19 protein-coding genes are annotated in these 20,054 nt (G+C 67.3%); 8 read left to right on the forward strand and 11 right to left on the reverse strand.

Annotated features, from left to right (window positions below; translation table 11 throughout):
- Positions 1–44 precede the first annotated feature (44 nt).
- On the forward strand, positions 45–1,214 hold the full coding sequence (gene hpnI, locus AC5LXX_RS18685) for a bacteriohopanetetrol glucosamine biosynthesis glycosyltransferase HpnI (protein ID WP_493412616.1): 1,170 nt from the start codon (positions 45–47) through the stop codon (positions 1,212–1,214).
- A complete protein-coding gene (locus AC5LXX_RS18690) occupies positions 1,211–2,299 on the forward strand; it encodes a lysylphosphatidylglycerol synthase domain-containing protein (protein ID WP_493412617.1) in 1,089 nt (362 codons plus the stop codon). Before hpnI ends, AC5LXX_RS18690 begins: the two co-directional genes overlap by 4 nt.
- Positions 2,300–2,327: 28 nt before the next feature.
- On the opposite strand, the gene denD is transcribed toward AC5LXX_RS18690, so the two are convergent.
- From denD to AC5LXX_RS18730, 8 genes are all read right to left on the reverse strand, one after another.
- Entirely contained in the window at positions 2,328–3,299 is a 972-nt protein-coding gene (gene denD, locus AC5LXX_RS18695; RefSeq protein WP_493412618.1) for a D-erythronate dehydrogenase, read from the reverse strand.
- A gap of 314 nt (positions 3,300–3,613) precedes the next feature.
- Complete coding sequence (gene otnI, locus AC5LXX_RS18700) at positions 3,614–4,393, reverse strand: 2-oxo-tetronate isomerase (protein WP_493412619.1); 780 nt, start codon at positions 4,391–4,393, stop codon at positions 3,614–3,616.
- A gap of 67 nt (positions 4,394–4,460) precedes the next feature.
- Complete coding sequence (locus AC5LXX_RS18705; RefSeq protein ID WP_493412620.1) at positions 4,461–5,786, reverse strand: MFS transporter; 1,326 nt, start codon at positions 5,784–5,786, stop codon at positions 4,461–4,463.
- Positions 5,787–5,936: 150 nt separating this feature from the next.
- Positions 5,937–6,575 carry a 3-oxo-tetronate 4-phosphate decarboxylase gene (otnC, locus tag AC5LXX_RS18710; protein WP_493412621.1) on the reverse strand — a complete coding sequence of 213 codons (639 nt, stop codon included), beginning with the start codon at positions 6,573–6,575 and terminating at the stop codon, positions 5,937–5,939.
- Positions 6,572–7,873, reverse strand: a complete 1,302-nt coding sequence (gene otnK / locus AC5LXX_RS18715; RefSeq protein WP_493412622.1) for a 3-oxo-tetronate kinase — start codon at positions 7,871–7,873, stop codon at positions 6,572–6,574. Before otnK ends, otnC begins: the two co-directional genes overlap by 4 nt.
- Before the next feature lie 19 nt (positions 7,874–7,892).
- Positions 7,893–8,783 carry an L-threonate dehydrogenase gene (gene ltnD / locus AC5LXX_RS18720; protein WP_059239096.1) on the reverse strand — a complete coding sequence of 297 codons (891 nt, stop codon included), beginning with the start codon at positions 8,781–8,783 and terminating at the stop codon, positions 7,893–7,895.
- A 58-nt stretch (positions 8,784–8,841) separates the two neighbouring features.
- Positions 8,842–9,546, reverse strand: coding sequence for a FadR/GntR family transcriptional regulator (locus AC5LXX_RS18725; RefSeq protein WP_493412623.1), 705 nt, complete (start codon positions 9,544–9,546; stop codon positions 8,842–8,844).
- 190 nt (positions 9,547–9,736) lie between these two features.
- Positions 9,737–10,804 carry a GlxA family transcriptional regulator gene (locus tag AC5LXX_RS18730; protein ID WP_493412624.1) on the reverse strand — a complete coding sequence of 356 codons (1,068 nt, stop codon included), beginning with the start codon at positions 10,802–10,804 and terminating at the stop codon, positions 9,737–9,739.
- 286 nt (positions 10,805–11,090) lie between these two features.
- Here AC5LXX_RS18730 and AC5LXX_RS18735 point away from each other — a divergent pair, with 286 nt between their 5' ends.
- The 6 genes from AC5LXX_RS18735 to AC5LXX_RS18760 are packed head-to-tail and all read left to right on the forward strand — an operon-like array spanning position 11,091 to position 18,124.
- On the forward strand, positions 11,091–12,476 hold the full coding sequence (locus AC5LXX_RS18735) for an L-serine ammonia-lyase (protein WP_493412625.1): 1,386 nt from the start codon (positions 11,091–11,093) through the stop codon (positions 12,474–12,476).
- Positions 12,477–12,490: 14 nt separating this feature from the next.
- Positions 12,491–13,735: a sarcosine oxidase subunit beta family protein gene (locus AC5LXX_RS18740; protein ID WP_006480591.1), complete on the forward strand. Its 1,245-nt coding sequence runs from the start codon at positions 12,491–12,493 to the stop codon at positions 13,733–13,735.
- A gap of 22 nt (positions 13,736–13,757) precedes the next feature.
- A complete protein-coding gene (locus AC5LXX_RS18745) occupies positions 13,758–14,057 on the forward strand; it encodes a sarcosine oxidase subunit delta (RefSeq protein ID WP_124456445.1) in 300 nt (99 codons plus the stop codon).
- On the forward strand, positions 14,054–17,065 hold the full coding sequence (locus tag AC5LXX_RS18750; protein ID WP_493412626.1) for a sarcosine oxidase subunit alpha family protein: 3,012 nt from the start codon (positions 14,054–14,056) through the stop codon (positions 17,063–17,065). The genes AC5LXX_RS18745 and AC5LXX_RS18750 overlap by 4 nt, the downstream gene beginning before the upstream one ends.
- A complete protein-coding gene (locus AC5LXX_RS18755) occupies positions 17,055–17,687 on the forward strand; it encodes a sarcosine oxidase subunit gamma (protein WP_322084465.1) in 633 nt (210 codons plus the stop codon). Before AC5LXX_RS18750 ends, AC5LXX_RS18755 begins: the two co-directional genes overlap by 11 nt.
- Complete coding sequence (locus tag AC5LXX_RS18760) at positions 17,684–18,124, forward strand: dihydroneopterin aldolase (RefSeq protein WP_493412627.1); 441 nt, start codon at positions 17,684–17,686, stop codon at positions 18,122–18,124. Before AC5LXX_RS18755 ends, AC5LXX_RS18760 begins: the two co-directional genes overlap by 4 nt.
- 197 nt (positions 18,125–18,321) lie before the next feature.
- Here the strand turns inward: AC5LXX_RS18760 and AC5LXX_RS18765 are convergent, their stop codons facing one another.
- From AC5LXX_RS18765 to arr, 3 genes are all read right to left on the reverse strand, one after another.
- Positions 18,322–18,738, reverse strand: coding sequence for a lysozyme inhibitor LprI family protein (locus AC5LXX_RS18765; protein WP_493412628.1), 417 nt, complete (start codon positions 18,736–18,738; stop codon positions 18,322–18,324).
- A gap of 3 nt (positions 18,739–18,741) precedes the next feature.
- Entirely contained in the window at positions 18,742–19,434 is a 693-nt protein-coding gene (locus AC5LXX_RS18770) for a lytic transglycosylase domain-containing protein (protein ID WP_493412629.1), read from the reverse strand.
- 218 nt (positions 19,435–19,652) lie between these two features.
- On the reverse strand, positions 19,653–20,048 hold the full coding sequence (gene arr, locus AC5LXX_RS18775) for an NAD(+)--rifampin ADP-ribosyltransferase (RefSeq protein ID WP_493412630.1): 396 nt from the start codon (positions 20,046–20,048) through the stop codon (positions 19,653–19,655).
- Positions 20,049–20,054: the final 6 nt, after the last annotated feature.

The raw sequence follows: 20,054 nt of genomic DNA on the forward strand, positions 1-20,054 counted from the left end.
GTTCCCGGGCGTCGCGGTCGTACGGGTCACCACTGGGGAGAAGCATGGTTTTGCTGCATGTGCTGCGCGCGCTGGCCGGGGCAATGTCGTTCGTCTGCGGGCTGGGCGTGGTGCTGGGTATCGCGTACACGCTCACGGCCAGCGTGCTGGTCGGCCGGTTCTTTTCGCGGGCGGCGGCGGAGCCGCGCGCGTTTCCGGGCGTCACCGTCGCGAAGCCGCTGCACGGCGACGAATGGGATCTCGTACAGCATCTCGAAAGCTTCTTTGCGCAGAATTATCCAGGGCCGGTCCAGCACCTGTTCGGCGTGCACGATGCGAGCGACGCCGCGCTTGCGGCCGTCGAGACGTTGCGCGCACGCTACCCGGATGCGAACATCAAGGTCGTGGCCGATGCACGGCTGTACGGGCCGAACCGCAAGATCGCCAATCTCGTGAACATGCTCGAACACGCGGAGCATTCGGTGCTCTGTCTTGCCGACAGCGACGTGGTGGTCGAGCGCGATTATCTGCGCGCCGTCGTCGGCGCGCTACAGCAGCCGGATGTCGGCATCGTGACGAGCGTCTATCGCGGCGTCGCGTCGCCGGGATTCTGGCCCGGAGTCGCCGTCGCGATGACGAACTACCATTTCCTGCCGGGCGTGATCACCGGGCTCTTCATCGGGCGTGCGCGGCCGTGCTTCGGGCAGACGATTGCGATCACGCGCGACACGCTCGAACGCATCGGCGGGCTGACGCGTTTCGCGCATCACCTCGCGGAAGATCACGCACTCGGCGAAGCGGTGCGGCAAGCGGGCGCGCAGGTCGTCATTCCGCCGTTCGTGGTCGGGCACGCCTGTGTCGAAGAGACGTTCGCCCGGCTGTACGCGCACGAATTGCGCTGGAGCTGCACGATCCGCGCGGCGGACCGGCTCGGTCATGCGGGGTCGGTGCTGATGCACCCGCTGCCGCTCGCGCTGCTGGCGCTGCTGTTCTCCGGCGGCGCGGCCGTCGCGTGCGCGCTGACGGTCGCGGCGCTGGCGGCGCGCGCACTCCTGATGCTGAGAACGAGCCGTGCAACCGGCGCCGGCTTGCGCGGCGCAGGCTGGCTGCCGTTCGTCGATCTGCTGCAATTCCTGATCTTCGTATCGAGCTTCTTCTCGTCGCATGTCGTGTGGCGCGGCACGCGCTTTCGCGTCGACCGCGAAGGCCTGCTGTCGCCGGCGGGTGAATCGTGACGACCGGGACGAATACCGACGCCGCCCCCGCGGACCGGGGCGCCACGCGCGGCGACGCACGGCTTCGCCATGCGGGGCGCGCGGCGGCGCTCGGCGGGCTGGCGCTCGCCGTATGGCTGATCTGGCGCGAACATCCGCTGGATATCCTGCATCGCCTGCAGATTGCCGGCGCCGGCCTGCTGGTCGCCGCGCTCGCGCACATCCTGCCGATGCTCGCGAACGCGTGGGACTGGCGGATGCTGATCCGCGGCCCGCGCCGGCCGTCGTTCATGACGATGCTGAAGGTCGTGTGGATCCGCGAATCGATCAACGGATTGCTGCCGGTGGCGCGCATCGGCGGCGAGATCGTGTCGTTCGGCTTGCTGCGGCAGGCCGGCGTGCGCCCGGCGACCGTCGTGGCCAGCCTCGTCGCCGACATGCAGCTGACGCTGATCAGCCAGCTGATCTTCGCGCTGGTCGCGATCGGCTACGTGCTCGAACACGTGTCGTCCGATGCCGCGCGGGTGGCCGCGCACCTCGCGATCGGCATGGCCGCGCTGGTGCCGGTGCTGCTGCTGTTCGCGCTGGTGCAGCATGCGCGGCCGTTCGAGCGCGCGATGCGCGTGCTCAACCGCGTCACGAGCGGCAAGGTGGTCGCGCTGGTCGGCGAATCGGCGCGGACCGATCAGTCGATCCGGTTGATCTGGAGAAAGACGGGTGTCGTCGTGCGCTACCTGGGGATCTGGCAGACGCTGCAGTTCGCGGGCTACGCGCTGGAAATCTGGCTGGCGCTGTATTTTCTCGGGGCCGATCCGACTTTTGCGCAGGCGCTCGCGATCGAGGCGTTGATCCAGCTCGTGAGCAGCCTCACGTTCCTGATGCCGGCCGGCCTGGGCGTGCAGGAGGGCGGGTTCGTGCTGATCGGCGGGCTGCTCGGGTTCGATCCGCCGACCTGCCTCGCGCTGGCCGGCGCCCGCCGCGTGCGCGACCTGCTGTTCTATCTGCCGGGCCTGCTCGCGTGGCAGTGGGCGGCCGGTTCGTCGAACCGGCCGGGCGGCACGAAGCCTGCGTCGCTGTCCATCGGGGAATCCGCCCGGCCGCGTTGACGCAACCGGGCGCGACGCGGCGCGCGATTCAGCGCTGCTCGTCGGCGATATGGCTGCGGATCACGTCGGCGAACGACGTATCGCCCTTCAGCCCGAGCGCTTCCGCACGCGACGTGTCCCAGCGGCCCGGCCAGCTGCCGACGATCTTCTCGACGCGCTCGTCGGGCGCATGGCGGATCCGCTTCACGACGTCGTCGCCGGCGACTTCGCGCAGCGCTTCGATCATCTCGTCGACCGAGACCGACAGGCCTGGCAGGTTGATCACGCGCTTGTTGCCGAGCTTCGCGCTATCGATCTCGCAACCGGTGACGAGCGCTTCGATCGCGCCGCGCGGCGACAGCAGCCACAGCCGCGTCGAACCGGGCACCGGGCACACGCTTTCCTCGCCGTTCAGCGGCTCGCGGATGATGCCGCTCGCGAACGATGACGCGGCGGCGTTCGGGCGGCCCGGCCGTACGCTGATCGTCGGCAGCCGCAGCACGCGGCCGTCGACGAAGCCGCGCCGCGCGTAGTCGCATAGCAGCAGCTCGGCGATCGCCTTCTCGGCGCCGTAGGACGATTGCGGGTTCAGCGCGGTGTCGTCCTGCACGACGTCGGGCAGCGCACCGCCATAGACCGCGACGGAGCTCGTGAACACGACGCGCGGCTGGTGGCCGCGTGCACGGCACACTTCGAGCAGCGTGCGCGACGCGTCGAGGTTGATCCGCATGCCGAGATCGAAATCGGCCTCGGCCTGTCCGCTGACGATCGCCGCGAGGTGGAAGATCGCGCCCGTCTGCGTGTCGATCGCGCTTTCGAGCACCGCGCGATCGGCGATGTCGCCGACGATCGACGTCACGCGCGCATCGCCGAAGTCGCTGCCCTTGACGACGTCGAGCAGCACCAGCTCGTCGATCTTGCCGGTCCGGCCGTCGGGGCCGGTCAGTTCACCGCGCTCGAGCAGCTTGCGCGCGAGACGCTGGCCCAGAAAACCGGCGCCGCCGGTGATCAGTACTTTCATGTTCGTTACCCTCTGAGGAATGCTTGAATTACAGGTACGGCTCAGGGCCTGTTCCCGCTAATAACGGGCTTGCGAACGTGTCTTGCCGGCCGTAGTGCAAGGAGTGAGGAGCGCCGTTTGGCCGAGCCAAACAAGCGACGATCGACGCCGCAATACGGCCGGCAAGACACGTTCCCGTAAATAAAAAATATCGTTCGTGGGGCTGGCCGCCAGAAGGGCCGATCGCTGCGTCATGCTCCTTGCGAATACGCTCGGTATTCGCTGCGTCACATTCCTTGCGCTAGGCCCTTCTGGCGGCCAGCGCAAGCCCGTTATTAGCGGGAACAGGCCCTGAGCCAGCCGAGGCCTTCCGACGTGCCGGCCTTCGGGCGGTACTCGCAGCCGATCCAGCCGTCGTAGCCGAGCGCGTCGATCAGCGCGAACAGGTACGGGTAGTTGAGTTCGCCGACGTCCGGCTCGTGGCGCTCGGGCACGCCGGCGATCTGGATGTGGCCGATGCCCGCGAAATCGCGTTTCAGTTTCGTCGCGAGATCGCCTTCGACGATCTGGCAGTGGTAGCAGTCGAACTGCACCTTCAGGTTCGGCGCGCCGACTTCCGCGCGGATCGCCTGTGCGTCGTCCTGGCGGCTCAGGAAATAGCCGGGCATGTCGCGCTGGTTGATCGGCTCGATCAGGATCGTGATGCCGTGCGCGGCGGCGGCCTGGGCTGCGTGGCGCAGGTTCGCGAGGTAGGTGTCGCGATGGCGCGCGCGGTCGGCGCCCGGCGCGACCATGCCGGCCATCACGTGCAGCTTCTTGTTGCCGAGTACGCGCGCATAGTCGAGCGCCTGGTCGATGCCGCGGCGGAACTCGTCCTCGCGGCCCGGCAGCGACGCGATGCCGCGTTCGCCCGCGGCCCAGTTGCCCGGCGGCGCGTTGAACAGCGCCTGTTCGAGGTTGTGCGCGTCGAGGCGCGCGCGGATGTCCTCGGCGGCGAAGTCGTACGGGAACAGGTACTCGACGGCCTTGAAGCCGTCATACGAGGCAGCGGCGAAGCGTTCGAGGAACGCATGCTCGGTGTACATCATCGAGAGGTTGGCGGCGAAGCGTGGCATGGCAGCGGGTCCTGTGAACGAGTGGGGCGGGGCGCCGTGCACCCCGCGTCGAATGAAGGCGGCCGGATCAGCGGTTCACGAGTTTCGCGGGCGTGAGCCACACGGCGATCGCACCGATCACGAGCATCGCGGCCAGCACGTACATGCCGGACGCGGTGCTGTGCGTCGCGTCCTTCAGGTAGCCGATCACGTACGGGCTCGCGAAACCGGCGAGGTTGCCGACCGAGTTGATGATCGCGATCCCGGCCGCGGCGGCGGAGCCCGCGAGGAACGCGGTCGGCAGCGACCAGAACAGTGGTGCGCAGGTCAGCACGCCGCCCGCCGCGAGCGACAGGAACACGATCGACACCGCCGTATTGTGCGAGTACGACGCGGCGACCGCAAACCCGACCGCGCCCATCAGCGCCGGCACGATCAGGTGCCAGCGGCGTTCGCGGCGCTTGTCCGCGCTGTGGCCGAACAGGTTCATCACGACGATCGCGACGACGAACGGAATGGCCGACAGCAGGCCGATCTGGAGCGTATCGGTGATGCCGGTCGATTTCACGAGCGTCGGCATCCAGAACGTGAGGCCGTACTGGCCGGTGACGAACGCGAAGTAGATCAGCGACATCCACCACATGCGCGGGTCCGAGAACACGGCCTTCAGCGAGTGGCTGTCCTTCTGCTGTTCCTGCGGCTGCGCGGCGATCTCGTCCTCGAGGAGCTGCTTCTCGCGCTCGTCGAGCCATTTCGCGCTGCGAATGCTGTTGTCGAGATACAGGATCGTCGCGATGCCGACCAGCACGGCCGGCACGGCTTCGATCATGAACATCCATTGCCAGCCGTGGAAGCCCGAGCCGCCGTGGAAGCGCTCCATGATCCAGCCCGACAGCGGGTTGCCGAAGATGCCCGACACGGGGATCGCGGACATGAACACCGCGATGATCTTCGCGCGGCGATGCGACGGGAACCAGTACGTGAGGTACAGGATCACGCCGGGATAGAAGCCGGCTTCCGCGAGGCCGAGCAGGAAGCGCAGCACGTAGAACTGCGTCGGCGTCTGCACGAACGCGAACAGCGCGGACAGCAGGCCCCACGTGATCATGATCCGCGCGATCCAGATGCGCGCGCCGATGCGGTGCATCAGTAGGTTGCTCGGCAGTTCGAACAGGAAGTAGCCGAGGAAGAAGATGCCGGCGCCGAGCCCGAATACGGTTTCGCTGAACGCGAGATCCTGCGACATCTGCAGCTTGGCGAAGCCGACGTTTACGCGGTCGAGGTAGGCGACCACGTAGCAGAGCATCAGGAACGGCACGATGCGCCAGAACACTTTCTTGTAGGTGCGGTCGAGTTCGGCCGCACGGGCGGGCGCGGCGGGCGAGCGGCTTGCGGCCGCGTCGAGAGCAGTCATCGTCGTCTCCAATGATGTTATGTGCCGGTGGCGCGTACGCCGCCGGATCGTGTGTGTGCTGACGGAAGGGCCCGCGCACACGGCGGGCGTGTAAACCGGTTTGCAGTCCTGCATGAAGCATGCCGCACGATTCGTGCGATGTGCGCAGCGTTACCAGCGCGCGCCAAAGATCTGGCGCAGTTCGTCGAGCGCGGCGTCGGGCAGCGGCTCGGGCTTCGGCTGCGTCATCAGCCACAGCCGCGCCGTTTCCTCGAGCTCTTCGAGCGCATACGACGCCTGCGATACCGACGGCCCCCACATCACGGGGCCGAGGCGGTCGAGCAGCACGCCGCGCACCTGATCGGCCAGCGCCGCGACTTCGGCGGCGACGGCCGGGTCGCCGGGGCGGCGGTAGCGGATCAGCGGAATGTGGCCGACCTTCATCACGTAATACGGCGTGATCGGCGGCAGCACGTCGGTGTCGCGCCACACGCCCGCGAGCGTCAGCGCGACGAGGTGCGTCGAATGCGTGTGGACGACGCCGTTCACTTCCGCGTTGCGTGCATAGATGCCGCGATGCAGCGTGAGCGTCTTCGACGGCTTGCCGCCCGATACGAGCTGGCCGTCCGCGCCGACCTTCGCGATGTCGTTCGGGTCGAGCCGGCCGAGGCAGGCGTCGGTCGGCGTGATCAGCCAGCCGTCGTTCAGGCGCGCGCTGATGTTGCCGGCGCTGCCGACCGCATGGCCGCGCGCATACAGGCTCGCGCCGACCACGCAGATTTCTTCGCGCAGTTTCGCTTCGTCGCTCACCGTGCGGCTCCGTCCAGCGCGCGCAGCGCCTTGTCGAAAAAGTCCGTGGTGCCGAAGTTGCCGGATTTCAGCGCGAGGCCGAGCGGCTGCGCGTCGATGGTGGCCGTGGCCGGCACGCCCGGATCGATTTGCGCGCCGATCTGCAGCGTCTTCACGTCGAGCGCCTGCACGACCGCGCCGGACGTTTCGCCGCCGGCGACGACGAACTTGCGCACGCCGAGTTCGCGCAGGCCGCGCGCGATCGCCGCGAGCGTGCTTTCGACGAGATGGCCGGCCGCTTCGACGCCGAGCGTTTGCTGCACGGCCTTCACTTCATCGGGTGTCGCGGTCGCGTAGATCAGCACGGGTTGCGGCAGGTGCGAGCGTGCGAAGGCGAGCGCCTGGTCGACGACGGGTTCGCCGCGCGCCGCCGCGAGCGGATCGATGCGGAAGCTCGGCCGCGTCGCGCGCCACGCGGCGACCTGTGCGTTGGTGGCCTTCGATGCGCTGCCGGCGAGCACGGCCGACAGCCCGTAGATGCGCGGCAGCGACGCCGCGTCGTCGCGTTCGGGCAGTTGCTCCGCGCGGCGGAAATTCGCCGGCAGGCCGAGCGCGATGCCCGAGCCGCCGGTGACGAGCAGCATGCCCGCGCACGCTTCGCCGAGCACGTAGAGGTCGCGGTCCGACAGGGCGTCGGCGATCGCGAAGCGCGCGCCTTCCGCGCGCAGCTGTTCGATCCGCGTACGGACGGCGGCCGCGCCGAGCGCGATCGTGTCGTAGCGGATCAGGCCGACTGCCGACTTCGTCTGCCGCTGCAGCACGCGCACGAGGTTCGCGTCCTTCATCGGCGTGAGCGGGTGGTGCTCCATGCCCGATTCGTTCAGCAGGACGTCGCCGACGAACAGGTGGCCGCGATAGATCGTGCGGCCGTTCTCCGGGAACGCCGGGCACGCGATCGTGAAGCCGCCGCCGGCCGCGTCGAGCAGCGCGTCGGCCACCGGCCCGATGTTGCCCGCGTCGGTCGAGTCGAACGTCGAGCAGTACTTGAAGAAGAACTGGCGACAGCCTTGCGCGCGCAGCCATTCGTACGCGGCGAGCGATTGCGTGACGGCGTCGGCCGCGGGGATCGTGCGCGACTTCAGCGCGACGACGATCGCGTCGGCATCGGCTGCCGTGTCGAGCGCGGCGCCGTCGGCGGGCACGCCGATCGTCTGCACGGTGCGCATGCCGCTCTTGACGAGCATGTTCGCGAGATCGGTCGCGCCGGTGAAATCGTCGGCGATGCAGCCGAGCAGGGGACGGAAAGCGGAAGCGGTCATGGCAGGAGCGTCGTTCGAATCAGCGGGCGGGCGGCAGCGTGATGCCGGGGAAAGTCTTGATCACGGCGGAATCGTCTTCGCCGCCGTGGCCGGCGCTCGACGCGCTCATGAACATCTGGTGCGCGGTGGCCGACAGCGGCAGCGGAAACTTGCTGCGGCGCGCGGTATCGAGCACGAGGCCGAGATCCTTCACGAAGATGTCGACGGCCGACAGCGGCGTGTAGTCGCCGTTCAGGATGTGCGGCACGCGGTTCTCGAACATCCACGAGTTGCCGGCGCTGTGCGTGATCACGTCGTACAGCGCGTCGGCGTCCACGCCTTCGCGCAGGCCCAGCGCCATGGCTTCGGCCGCCGCCGCGATGTGCACGCCGGCCAGCAGCTGGTTGATGATCTTCACCTTCGAGCCGATGCCGTGCGCGTCGCCGAGGCGGTAGACCTTGCCCGCGATCGCGGCGAGCACGTCTTCGCAGCCCGCATAGGCCGCGGCCGGGCCCGACGTCATCATCGTCATCTCGCCGGAGGCCGCCCGCGCGGCGCCGCCCGACACGGGCGCGTCGAGCATCTGCAGGCCGGCGGCCTCGATGCGTGCGCCGAGTGCGACCGCGAATTCGGGCGCGACGGTCGCGCTCGCGATCACGACGCCGCCCGGCTTCATCGCCGCGACCGCGCCGTGTTCGCCGAACAGCACCGTTTCCGTTTGCGCGGCATTGACGACGAGCGTGACGACGACGTCGCACTGCGCGCCGAGTTCGGCCGGCGTCGCGCAGGCCACGCCGCCTTCGGCGGCGAATGCCTGCAGCACGGTGTCGCGCACGTCGCATGCATGGACGCGCAGGCCGGCGCGCAGCAGCGAGCGGGCGACGCCGAGGCCCATCGCGCCGAGGCCGATGACTCCAACATTTCGTGACATGGTCAACCTTGATCGATTCGGGAGAGGTTCTGGATAACGGCGGCGGCCGCCGCCGGCGTCAGCAGATGCCGGCTTCCGCGAGACGGCGGGCGGCGTTGTACATATGCGTGCGTGCTGCGTTGCGGGCGGCCATCGGGTCGCGTGCGCGGATCGCGTCGGCGATCGCCGCGTGCTCCTCGCGCACCTGCCGCGAGAAATCCTCGCGCGTCGCTTCGTTGCTGCGCGTGACTTTCACGCCGGCTTCGAGGTACTGGTTCAGGAACTGTAGCGTCTTCAGGAAATACGGGTTGCCGGTGACGGCCGCGATCGTGCGGTGGAACGCGACGTCTTCCGCGACGCCGTCGCGCCCAACGGCCACCGCTTCGTCGATCTTGCGCAGCGCGTCGTCGATGTCGGCCATGTCGTCGGCGGTGTGGTGCAGCGCGGCTTCGGCCGCGACTTCCGCCTCGATCGCACGACGCACCGCGAGCAGGTGCGGCAGCGAGCTCGCCTCGACGGCTTCCGCGTAGTCGATCCGCAGCGGCCGGATTGCGCCGTGCTGGTTCACGAACACGCCGCTGCCCTGGCGCGGCTCGACCACGCCTTCGTTCTTCAGCCGCGAGATCGCCTCGCGGATCACGGTGCGGCTCACGCCGAATTCCTGCGCGAGCACGGCTTCCGTCGGCAGCTTGCCGGTGGCCGAGAAACTGCCGACTTCGATCTGCTTGAGCAGTTGCTGCGCGACATGGTCGCTCATCGCGCGGGCGGGAATTTTCTCGAACATGATGCTCAGGTTTGTAAGGTGATGTGGTCATCATACAAATTTGAATGAGCGTCAGCATCCGGGATAACCCTCGATTTACTGTGGGCAACGTCGGCGAAATCGAATGAAACCGGTTCCAAAAACGACGAAACCGGCGCGAACGTGTGTCGTTCCGCGATCGATCGGGAAAGGGGCGCGTGCCCCGCGGCCGTCAGTCGGCGATGTCCTCGACGGGGTCGGCCGTCGCCAGTTCGCCGGCCTCGGCGACTTCACCGCCGCGCTCGCGATAGGTCGCCGGCGGCACGCCGAACTGCTTGCGGAATTCGCGCCCGAGGTGCGATGCGTCGGCGAATCCGCAGCTCGACGCGATGTCGGCCACCGTGCGGTCCGAACTCGTCAGCAGCCACGCGGCCGTGCGCAGCCGCACCTGCTTCGCGAACGCCTGCGGGCTCTTGCCCGTCTCGGCCTTGAACAGCCGCTCGAGCTGCCGCGTCGACAGGTCGAGCTTGCACGCGAGCTCCTCGAGCGGCAGCGCGCGCCCCACGTGTTGTTCCATCAGGAGAATCGCGCGCTTGACCTTCGGGTGCGTGGCCGGCTCGAGGCCCGGCGGATGCGGCTGCGGCGCATTGCCTTTCTGCATCTCGCCGACCAGCAGGATGCGCAGCGCCTTCTGCACCGTGGCGTGATCGAAATGGCGCAGCAGGATCGCGGCGGCGACGTCGATCGACGCGCGGCCGCCCGAGCAGGTGATGCGGCGCCGGTCGATCACGAACAGCCGGTCGGCGATCAGCAGGTCGGGATCGGCTGACGGAAAGCGCTCGATGAAATCCCAGTAGTGGAACCAGCTCACGCAGGTGCGGTAGCCGTCGAGCACGCCGGCGCGCATCAGCGTGAACACGCCGGTGCAGATGCCGACGACCGTTGCGCCGCCGGCCGCCGCGCGGCGGATGAAGTCGAGCGTTTCCGGCCCGGCCTGCGGCCCCGAATGCAGCAGCCCGCCGACTACCACCACATAGTCGAACGGCTCGGCCGCGTCGAACGTCTCCCACGGCGTGATCTGGATCCCGCAGCTTGCGCGCACCGGCGCGAGCGTCTCGCCGATCACGCTCCAGGCGCAGCGCACGGGCTTGCTGTAGTCGCCGTCGTCGGCCGACAGCCGCAGCATGTCGACGAAGCCGGAGAAGGCCGTCAGCGTGAAGTTCGGCAGCAGCACGATGCCGAAGCGGATGCGCCGCGGCGCGGGTTCAGCGAGGGGGGAAGCGGGTACGTCGGGTGTCATCGCGGCCAATCTCGTCACGCCGGGCAGGCGGTCTCACTCGTTTCACACTGTTTGCGGGTTGCGGCTGCCGGAGGCGGCGCGGATGAAGCCAGCGTCGCCGATCGGCCCAGGCCGGACTTGTGGTTTTCCGTCGCGAACCATCGCCAAAACGCACTTTCGGGCCGGCCGGCACGGTGCTTGGCGGCGGTATCCCACGCCGATGCCGTTTTTGTTCTATCGGCCGATTTTACGCTTTGATGTACTGGTGCCCAACGTCATTCCACGCATGTCACCCTGAGGAAGCCAGATGAACGTCAGCGCGTTCGACCTGTTCAAGATCGGCATCGGCCCGTCCAGTTCGCATACGGTCGGCCCGATGATCGCCGCGTGCCGCTTCGCGTCGCACGTGGAGGACGCGAACCTGCTCGGCTTCGTGCGCCGCGTGCGGGTCGAGCTGTACGGCTCGCTCGGCGCGACCGGCAAGGGCCACGGCACCGACAAGGCCGTGCTGCTCGGCCTCGAGGGCCACCTGCCCGACACGATCGATCCCGACCTGATCGAGCCGCGCCTCGCCGCGATCCGCGCGGAGAAGACGCTGTCGCTGCTCGGCAAGCAGACGGTGCGCTTCGAGGAAAAGGAGCACATCGGCTTCTTTCGCAAGCTGATGAGCGGCACGAGCATCGTGCACCCGAACGGGATGCGCTTCCAGGCGTTCGACGAGCACGGCCAGCTGCTCGTCGAGAAAGAGTATTACTCGGTCGGCGGCGGCTTCGTCGTGAATCGCGACGGCGATCGCGTGAACGGCGTGCGCGCGGCGGTCGAGGTGCCGTACCCGTTCCGCACCGGCGACGACCTGATGCGCCAGTGCCGCGAGCACGGGCTGTCGATCGCCGAACTGATGATGCGCAACGAATGCGCGCTGCGCGCCGCCGACGAAGTGCGCGCCGGGCTGCTCGCGATCTGGCGCACGATGGCCGCCTGCGTCGAGCGCGGCTGCAAGGTCGAGGGCGACCTGCCGGGCCCGATGCGCGTGAAGCGCCGCGCGGCCGAAATGAATCGCCACCTGCGCGCCCGTTCGGAAGAATCGCTGCGCGACCCGCTGTCGATGCTCGACTGGGTCAACCTGTATGCGATGGCCGTGAACGAAGAGAACGCGGCCGGCGGCCGCGTGGTCACCGCGCCGACCAACGGCGCGGCCGGCGTGATTCCCGCGGTGCTGCACTACTACGTGAAGTTCGTGCCGGGCTCGAACGAGGCCGGCATCGTCGAATTCCTGCTGACGGCCGCGGCGATCGGGATCATCTACAAGGAAACGGCGTCGATCTCCGGCGCGGAAGTCGGTTGCCAGGGCGAAGTGGGCGTCGCGTGTTCGATGGCCGCCGCCGCGCTCGCCGCCGTGATGGGCGGCACGCCCGACCAGGTGGAAAACGCGGCCGAGATCGGCATGGAGCACAACCTCGGGATGACCTGCGACCCGGTCGGCGGGCTCGTGCAGATCCCGTGCATCGAGCGCAACGCGATGGGCGCGATCAAGGCGCTGAACGCGTCGCGCATGGCGCTCAAGGGCAACGGCCAGCACTACGTGTCGCTCGATTCCGTGATCAAGACGATGCGCGAAACCGGCGCCGACATGAAGACGAAATACAAGGAAACGTCGCGCGGCGGTCTCGCCGTGAACGTCATCGAATGCTAACGAAGGACCACAACATGAGCCGCTACTCGATATTCAGCCTGTTCCGCAACGGTCTCTCGTATCACGAGAACTGGGAAAAGCAGTGGAAGAGCCCGGAGCCGAAGAAGGAATACGACGTCGTGATCGTCGGCGGCGGCGGCCACGGCCTCGCGACCGCGTACTACCTCGCGAAGGAACACGGCATCACGAACGTCGCGATCCTCGAGAAGGGCTGGATCGGCGGCGGCAACACCGCGCGCAACACGACGATCGTGCGCTCGAACTATCTGTGGGACGAATCGGCCGCGCTGTACGAGAAGGCGATGAAGCTGTGGGAAGGGCTGTCGCAGGACCTGAACTACAACGTGATGTTCAGCCAGCGCGGCGTGATGAACCTGGCCCATACGCTGCAGGACGTGCGCGACACCGAGCGCCGCGTGAACGCGAACCGGTTGAACGGCGTCGACGCCGAATTCCTGACGCCCGCGCAGATCAAGGAAATCGAGCCGACGATCAACCTGAACAGCCGCTATCCGGTGCTCGGCGCGTCGATCCAGCGCCGCGCGGGCGTCGCCCGTCACGACGCGGTGGCGTGGGGCTTCGCGCGCGGCGCGGACCGCGCCGGCGTCGACATCATCCAGAACTGCCAGGTGACGGGCATCCGTCGTGAAGGCGGCGCGGTGGTCGGCGTCGATACGGTGAAGGGCTTCATCAAGGCGAAGAAGGTCGCGGTGGTCGCGGCTGGCAACACGACGACGCTCGCCGACATGGCCGGCGTGCGCTTGCCGATCGAAAGCCACCCGCTGCAGGCGCTGGTGTCCGAGCCGATCAAGCCGGTCGTCAACTCGGTGATCATGTCGAACGCGGTGCACGCGTACATCAGCCAGTCCGACAAGGGCGACCTCGTGATCGGCGCGGGCATCGACCAGTACACGGGCTTCGGCCAGCGCGGCAGCTTCCACATCATCGAAAGCACGCTGCAGGCGATCGTCGAGATGTTCCCGGTGTTCTCGCGCGTGCGGATGAACCGCCAGTGGGGCGGCATCGTCGACGTGTCGCCGGACGCCTGCCCGATCATCACCAAGACCGACGTGAAGGGCCTCTATTTCAACTGCGGCTGGGGTACCGGCGGCTTCAAGGCGACGCCCGGCTCGGGCTGGGTGTTCGCGCACACGATCGCGCGTGACGAACCACATCCGCTGAACGCGCCGTTCGCGCTCGACCGCTTCTACACGGGCCACCTGATCGACGAGCACGGCGCTGCCGCCGTCGCGCACTAACCGCACTGAAGGAGAAAGAAACATGTTGCTGATCGAATGTCCGTGGTGCGGGCCGCGCGCCGAATCCGAGTTCTCGTGCGGCGGTGAAGCCGACATCGTGCGCCCCGTCAACAACGAGAACATGACCGACCGTGAATGGGGCGAGTACGTGTTCATGCGCGAGAACAAGCGCGGGCTGCACAAGGAGCAATGGCTGCACACGCAGGGTTGCCGCCGCTGGTTCAAGGTCACGCGCGACACGGTGACCTACGATATCAAGGGCTACGAAAAGTTCGGTAGCGCGGCTGCCGGCAATGCACACGAAGAGGGTACGAGCAAATGAGCCAGAAAGACCGCCTCGGCACCGGTGGCCGCATCAATCGCGCGATTCCGTTGACGTTCACGTTCAACGGCCGCACGTATCAGGGCTTCCAGGGCGACACGCTCGCGTCCGCGCTGCTCGCGAACGGCGTGCACTTCGTCGCGCGCAGCTTCAAGTACCACCGTCCGCGCGGGATCGTGACGGCGGATGTGGCCGAACCGAATGCCGTCGTGCAACTCGAATCGGGCCCGTACACGGTGCCGAACGCACGCGCGACCGAGATCGAGCTGTACCAGGGGCTCGTCGCGACGAGCGTGAACGCCGAGCCGACGCTCGAGAACGACAAGTACGCGATCAACCAGAAGTTCTCGCGCTTCATGCCGGCCGGGTTCTACTACAAGACGTTCATGTGGCCGCGCAACATGTGGCCGAAGTACGAAGAGAAGATTCGCGAAGCGGCCGGCCTCGGCAAGGCACCTGACGTGCTCGACGCCGATCGCTACGACAAGTGCTACGCGCACTGCGACGTGCTCGTGGTCGGCGGTGGCCCGTCGGGCCTCGCCGCCGCGCATGCGGCAGCGACCGCCGGTGCCCGCGTGATCCTCGTCGACGACCAGCGCGAACTCGGCGGCAGCCTGCTGTCGTGCCGCGCGGAGATCGACGCGAAGCCCGCGCTGCAGTGGGTCGAGAAGATCGAGGCCGAGCTGCGCAAGCTGCCCGACGTGACGATCCTGTCGCGCAGCACCGCGTTCGGCTACCAGGACCACAACCTCGTGACGGTCACGCAGCGCCTGACCGATCACCTGCCGGTATCGATGCGCAAGGGCACGCGCGAGCTGCTGTGGAAGGTCCGTGCGAAGCGCGTGATCCTCGCGACCGGCGCGCACGAGCGTCCGATCGTGTTCGGCAACAACGACCTGCCGGGCGTGATGCTGGCCGGCGCAGTCTCCACCTACGTGCATCGCTTCGGCGTGCTGCCGGGCCGCAATGCAGTCGTGTTCACGAACAACGACCGCGCGTACCAGACCGCACTCGACCTGAAGGCATGCGGCGCGAAGGTGACGGTCGTCGATTCGCGCGCGTCGTCGAACGGCGCGCTGCCGGCCGCCGCGAAGCGGCAGGGCGTGACGGTGATGAGCGGTGCGGTCGTCACGGCCGCTTCGGGCAAGTGGCGCGTATCGTCGGTCGACGTCGCGTCGAACACGAACGGCCAGGTGGGCGGCAAGCTGCAGACGCTGCCGTGCGACCTCGTCGCGATGTCGGGCGGCTTCAGCCCCGTCCTGCACCTGTTCGCGCAGTCGGGCGGCAAGGCGTGCTGGAACGACGAGAAGGCATGCTTCCTGCCGGGCAAGCCAGTGCAGGCGGAAGCGAGCGTCGGCGCGGCGGCCGGCGAGTTCGGCCTGGCGCGCGCGCTGCGGCTCGCGGTCGATGCCGGCGCGGAAGCCGCGAAGGCCGCGGGCTTCACGGCCGCGCAGCGCCCGGTCGCGCCGCAGGTCGCCGAAACCGTCGAAGGCGCACTGCAGCCGTTGTGGCTCGTCGGCAGCCGCGAGGCAGCCGCACGCGGACCGAAGCAGTTCGTCGACTTCCAGAACGACGTGGCGGCCGCCGACATCCTGCTCGCGGCGCGCGAAGGCTTCGAGTCGGTCGAGCACGTGAAGCGCTACACGGCGATGGGCTTCGGCACCGACCAGGGCAAGCTCGGCAACATCAACGGGATGGCGATCCTCGCGGGCGCGCTCGGCAAGACGATTCCGGAAACGGGCACGACGACGTTCCGCCCGAACTACACGCCCGTGTCGTTCGGTACGTTCGCGGGCCGCGAGACGGGCGATTTCCTCGACCCGATCCGCAAGACCTGCGTGCACGAATGGCACGTCGAGCACGGCGCGCTGTTCGAGGACGTCGGCAACTGGAAGCGGCCGTGGTACTTCCCGAAGAACGGCGAGGATCTCCATGCGGCCGTGAAGCGCGAATGCCTCGCGGTACGCAACAGCGTCGGCATCCTCGACGCGTCGACGCTCGGCAAGATCGACATCCAGGGCCCCGATGCGGTGAAGCTGCTGAACTGGATGTACACGAACCCGTGGAACAAGCTCGAAGTGGGCAAGTGCCGCTACGGGCTGATGCTCGACGAAAACGGGATGGTGTTCGACGACGGCGTGACCGTGCGCCTCGCCGACCAGCATTTCATGATGACGACCACGACGGGCGGCGCGGCGCGCGTGCTCACGTGGCTCGAACGCTGGCTGCAGACCGAATGGCCCGACATGAAGGTGCGGCTCGCGTCGGTCACCGATCACTGGGCGACGTTCGCGGTGGTCGGCCCGAAGAGCCGCAAGGTCGTGCAGAAGGTGTGCCAGGACATCGACTTCGGCAACGAAGCGTTCCCGTTCATGAGCTACCGGAACGGCACCGTCGCGGGTGCGAAGGCGCGCGTGATGCGGATCAGCTTCTCGGGCGAGCTGGCCTATGAAGTGAACGTGCCGGCGAACGCGGGCCGCGCGGTGTGGGAAGCGCTGATGGCGGCCGGCGCCGAGTTCGACATCACGCCGTACGGCACAGAGACGATGCACGTGCTGCGCGCGGAGAAGGGCTACATCATCGTCGGTCAGGATACCGACGGCTCGATCACGCCGTACGACCTCGGGATGGGCGGCGTCGTCGCGAAGTCGAAGGACTTCCTCGGCAAGCGCTCGCTCGCGCGGTCGGACACGGCGAAGGAGGGCCGCAAGCAGTTCGTCGGCCTCCTGACCGAAGACGAACAGTTCGTGCTGCCGGAAGGCGCGCAGATCATCGCCAAGGACACGCAGGTGTCGGCGGTCGATCCGACGCCGATGATCGGCCACGTGACATCGAGCTACTACAGCCCGATCCTGAAGCGCTCGATCGCGCTCGCGGTGGTGAAGGGCGGCCTGAACAAGATGGGCGAGAGCGTCGTGATTCCGCTGGCCAACGGCAAGCGCATCACCGCGAAGATCTCGAGCCCGGTTTTCTACGATACCGAAGGGGTGCGCCAGCATGTGGAATGAAACGAGAAACCAGACGCAGGTGGCGGGTGCGGGCGGCGTGACGCTTGAATCGCCGTTCGTCGGCGCGGCCGACGTGCTGAAGCCGCACCAGGCGCGCGCATCGAAGAAGTTCGCGCTGCGCGAGCGGCCGTTCCTCGATCTCGTCAACGTGCGCGGCGAGTTGAGCGATCCGGCATTCGTCGCCGCGTTTGAGCGCGTGGTCGGCTGCCGGCCGCCCGCGGAGCCGAACACGGTTGCGCGCGGCGCCGAGTACGACGTGCTGTGGCTCGGCCCCGACGAGTGGCTCGTGCGCTCGAACGGGCCCGTGCCGGCCGGCGTGCTCGAAGCGAAGCTCGCGGAAGCCGTGCAGGGTTCGTATGCGGCGGCCGTCGATGTCGGCAGCGGCTATACGGTCGTCGAGATCAGCGGCGAACGCGTGCGCGACGTGATCGCGCGCGGCTGCCCGCTCGACCTGCATCCGCGCGTGTTCAAGCCGGGCCAGTGTGCGCAGTCGCACTACTTCAAGTCGCCGATCACGCTGATCCCGACCGGCGACGACACGTTCGAGATCGTCCTGCGCCGCAGCTTCGCCGACTATTTCGTGCGCATCATGCTCGACGCCGCGGCGCCGCTCGCATCATGAAGCCGTTCGACGAACCGTTCGTGGCGATCGACGCGCCGCGCCTGCGCGGGCGCGGCTGGAGCGTGTTCGTCGACGAACTGAAGGTGCCCGCGCGGATCGGCATTCATGCGCACGAGCATGAATCGCCGCAGCCGATCGTGATCGATGCGCGGCTCGGGTATCGATGCGAGCCGAGCGAGCAGGGCGAATGGATCGACTACGACGGCTATTGCGCGCGCGTCGCGTCGTTCCTGTCGCACAAGCCGCATACGCGGCTGCTCGAAACGCTCGTCGCCGATATCGCGGTGCTGTCGTTCCGTGAATGGCCGGCGCTGGAATCGCTGACGCTGTCGGTGTACAAGCCGAAGATCCGGCCCGGCACGAGGCGCGTCGGCGTGTCGCTCGACTGGACGCGTGGGGATTACCTGCGGTGGACGGGGGCGGCGGGGCAGCTTTGATCAAAGGGGGCTGGATCAAGGCGCGAGGGAGGTGATCCGGCGACTCCATGGGACGGCGGCGCGAATGCGCCGCCGTACTCGTTTATAGTTCCTGAAATATGAGAATAATGGGTCGCCGCCGGCCTTTGGTGCTTTTATTCCGGAAATATCGGAACAATTGGCGATCTGGCCGACGAGCGATATGGCACGGCCGGCGGTCAGTTCGGCTGCGTCAGTTGCGCTTCCCACTTCTTCAGGATGCGCACGCGTGCCTGACTGAAATCCACCCAACAGCTCAGCCAGGCGTCACTCGGAATCGTCTGCTGCGGATTGGCGGTCTTCACGTAGTCACAAGTATCGCCGGCAAAGGCGGCCCAACTCGTCTGCGATTTCGCGAGTTGGGCGGCAGCGTCGGGGTTGCGTGGGCGCAGTTTGCGCGCAAGCGACCGGTACGCGCTGTCGACTTGCTGCTGCTGCTGATCGAGCACGCAGCGTCGCACGGCTTCCATCGTCGTCCCTGCCTGTTCGCAGTCGACGACAGCTAAAGCCGATACAGGGCCGGCCGACAGCGCGACAATGGCGAACAGCCGAGCCGCGCAGCGTCGGGCTGGAGCCGTGCGAACGCGGGTGCCCATTGCTTACTTCGCGTTGCGGTTCGCGGCCGGCGCCGCTGACGGATCGCTGACCGGCACCATGTGCGCCTTCGCATTGTTCCCATCGCTCGCGGTATTCGCGCCTTTCGCATCGTCCTCGGGTTCGAGCACGAACCGGAACGAATCGACCCGCTGCATCACTTTCGCCGCATACGCACTGGATCCGCCGCTGTAGCTCCTCAACCCGGCCTGCACGTTGCCGCCGGCCGCCTTCACGTAGCCCGACAGAATGCGCGAGCCGGCTTCGACGTTCGCATTCGGCTCGGTCAGGTCCTTCACGTTGCGCAGCATGCCGCGGTGCGCAGACGGCACGACCTGCATCAACCCGGTCGCGCCGTGCTGGCCGCGCGCCTTTTCCTGGAAGCGCGATTCGATCGAAATAATGGCGTAAACGAGTGCCGGCGGCAGCGAATATTTCGTCGCAGTGACGCTCACGATATCGGCGAGCTTCGCGGCGCGTTCCTTCGCGACGCCGAATTTCTTCGTCAGGTAGGACGTGATACGGCGGTTTGCTTCGTTCGGCTGATCGTTGGCATCCGCGAGCGGCGCGGAGGCGACGGGCGGCGCCGATGCGGCCGCTTCGGGCGCGGATGCAGGCAGTGCGGGCGCTTGCTGCGCCGATGCCTGTTGCGCGATGCCGAGCGAAAGCACGATCAGCCAGAAGAACCGTCGTCGCATGGTCGAGTGCGGGGAAATGGGAGGCGCATAGTATATCGACCAATCGCGGCGAGTGGTCGAGCGCCGGCTCGAATGAAAGGGATGTGTAGGTTTGTGGCTTTCGCAACGATCGATGCGCCGATCGTTGCGCGGACACGCATCGGAGTCCGGATCATGGGTTCGCTTGTCCCGTACCGCCTGTAGTCCTGGCCTCGAACGCGGATCGGCCGAACGGAACGCTAGTTGATGATCTCGCCCATGCCGGTTTCGATGCGGATCCTGAGTTGCCGGATGAACTCCGGATCGTAGGGTTCCCAGCTATCGAGTTCGCCGATGATCTTCAACGGCAGTGTGCTTCGATACGATCGCGTCGGATTGCCCGGGAATTTCTTGTCCGTGACGTTCGGGTCGTTTTCGAATTCGCCGGTGGGCTCGACGACGTAGACCCGCGGCTTGCCGTCGCTCCTGGCCATTTCCGCAGCAAGGCCGGCGCCTTTGGACAAGGCCGTGAAATAAATGTGATTCATCACGACACTGTCCCGATAATTCGACCTGAAGCCCGCTGTCAGCAAGTCGCCGATCCGCAAATCCGCTTTCGTGCCATGAAAAAACGGACCGGTGTCGAGAACAGCCATGGTTGC

The sequence above is a fragment of the Burkholderia torrens genome (genome assembly GCF_984668525.1).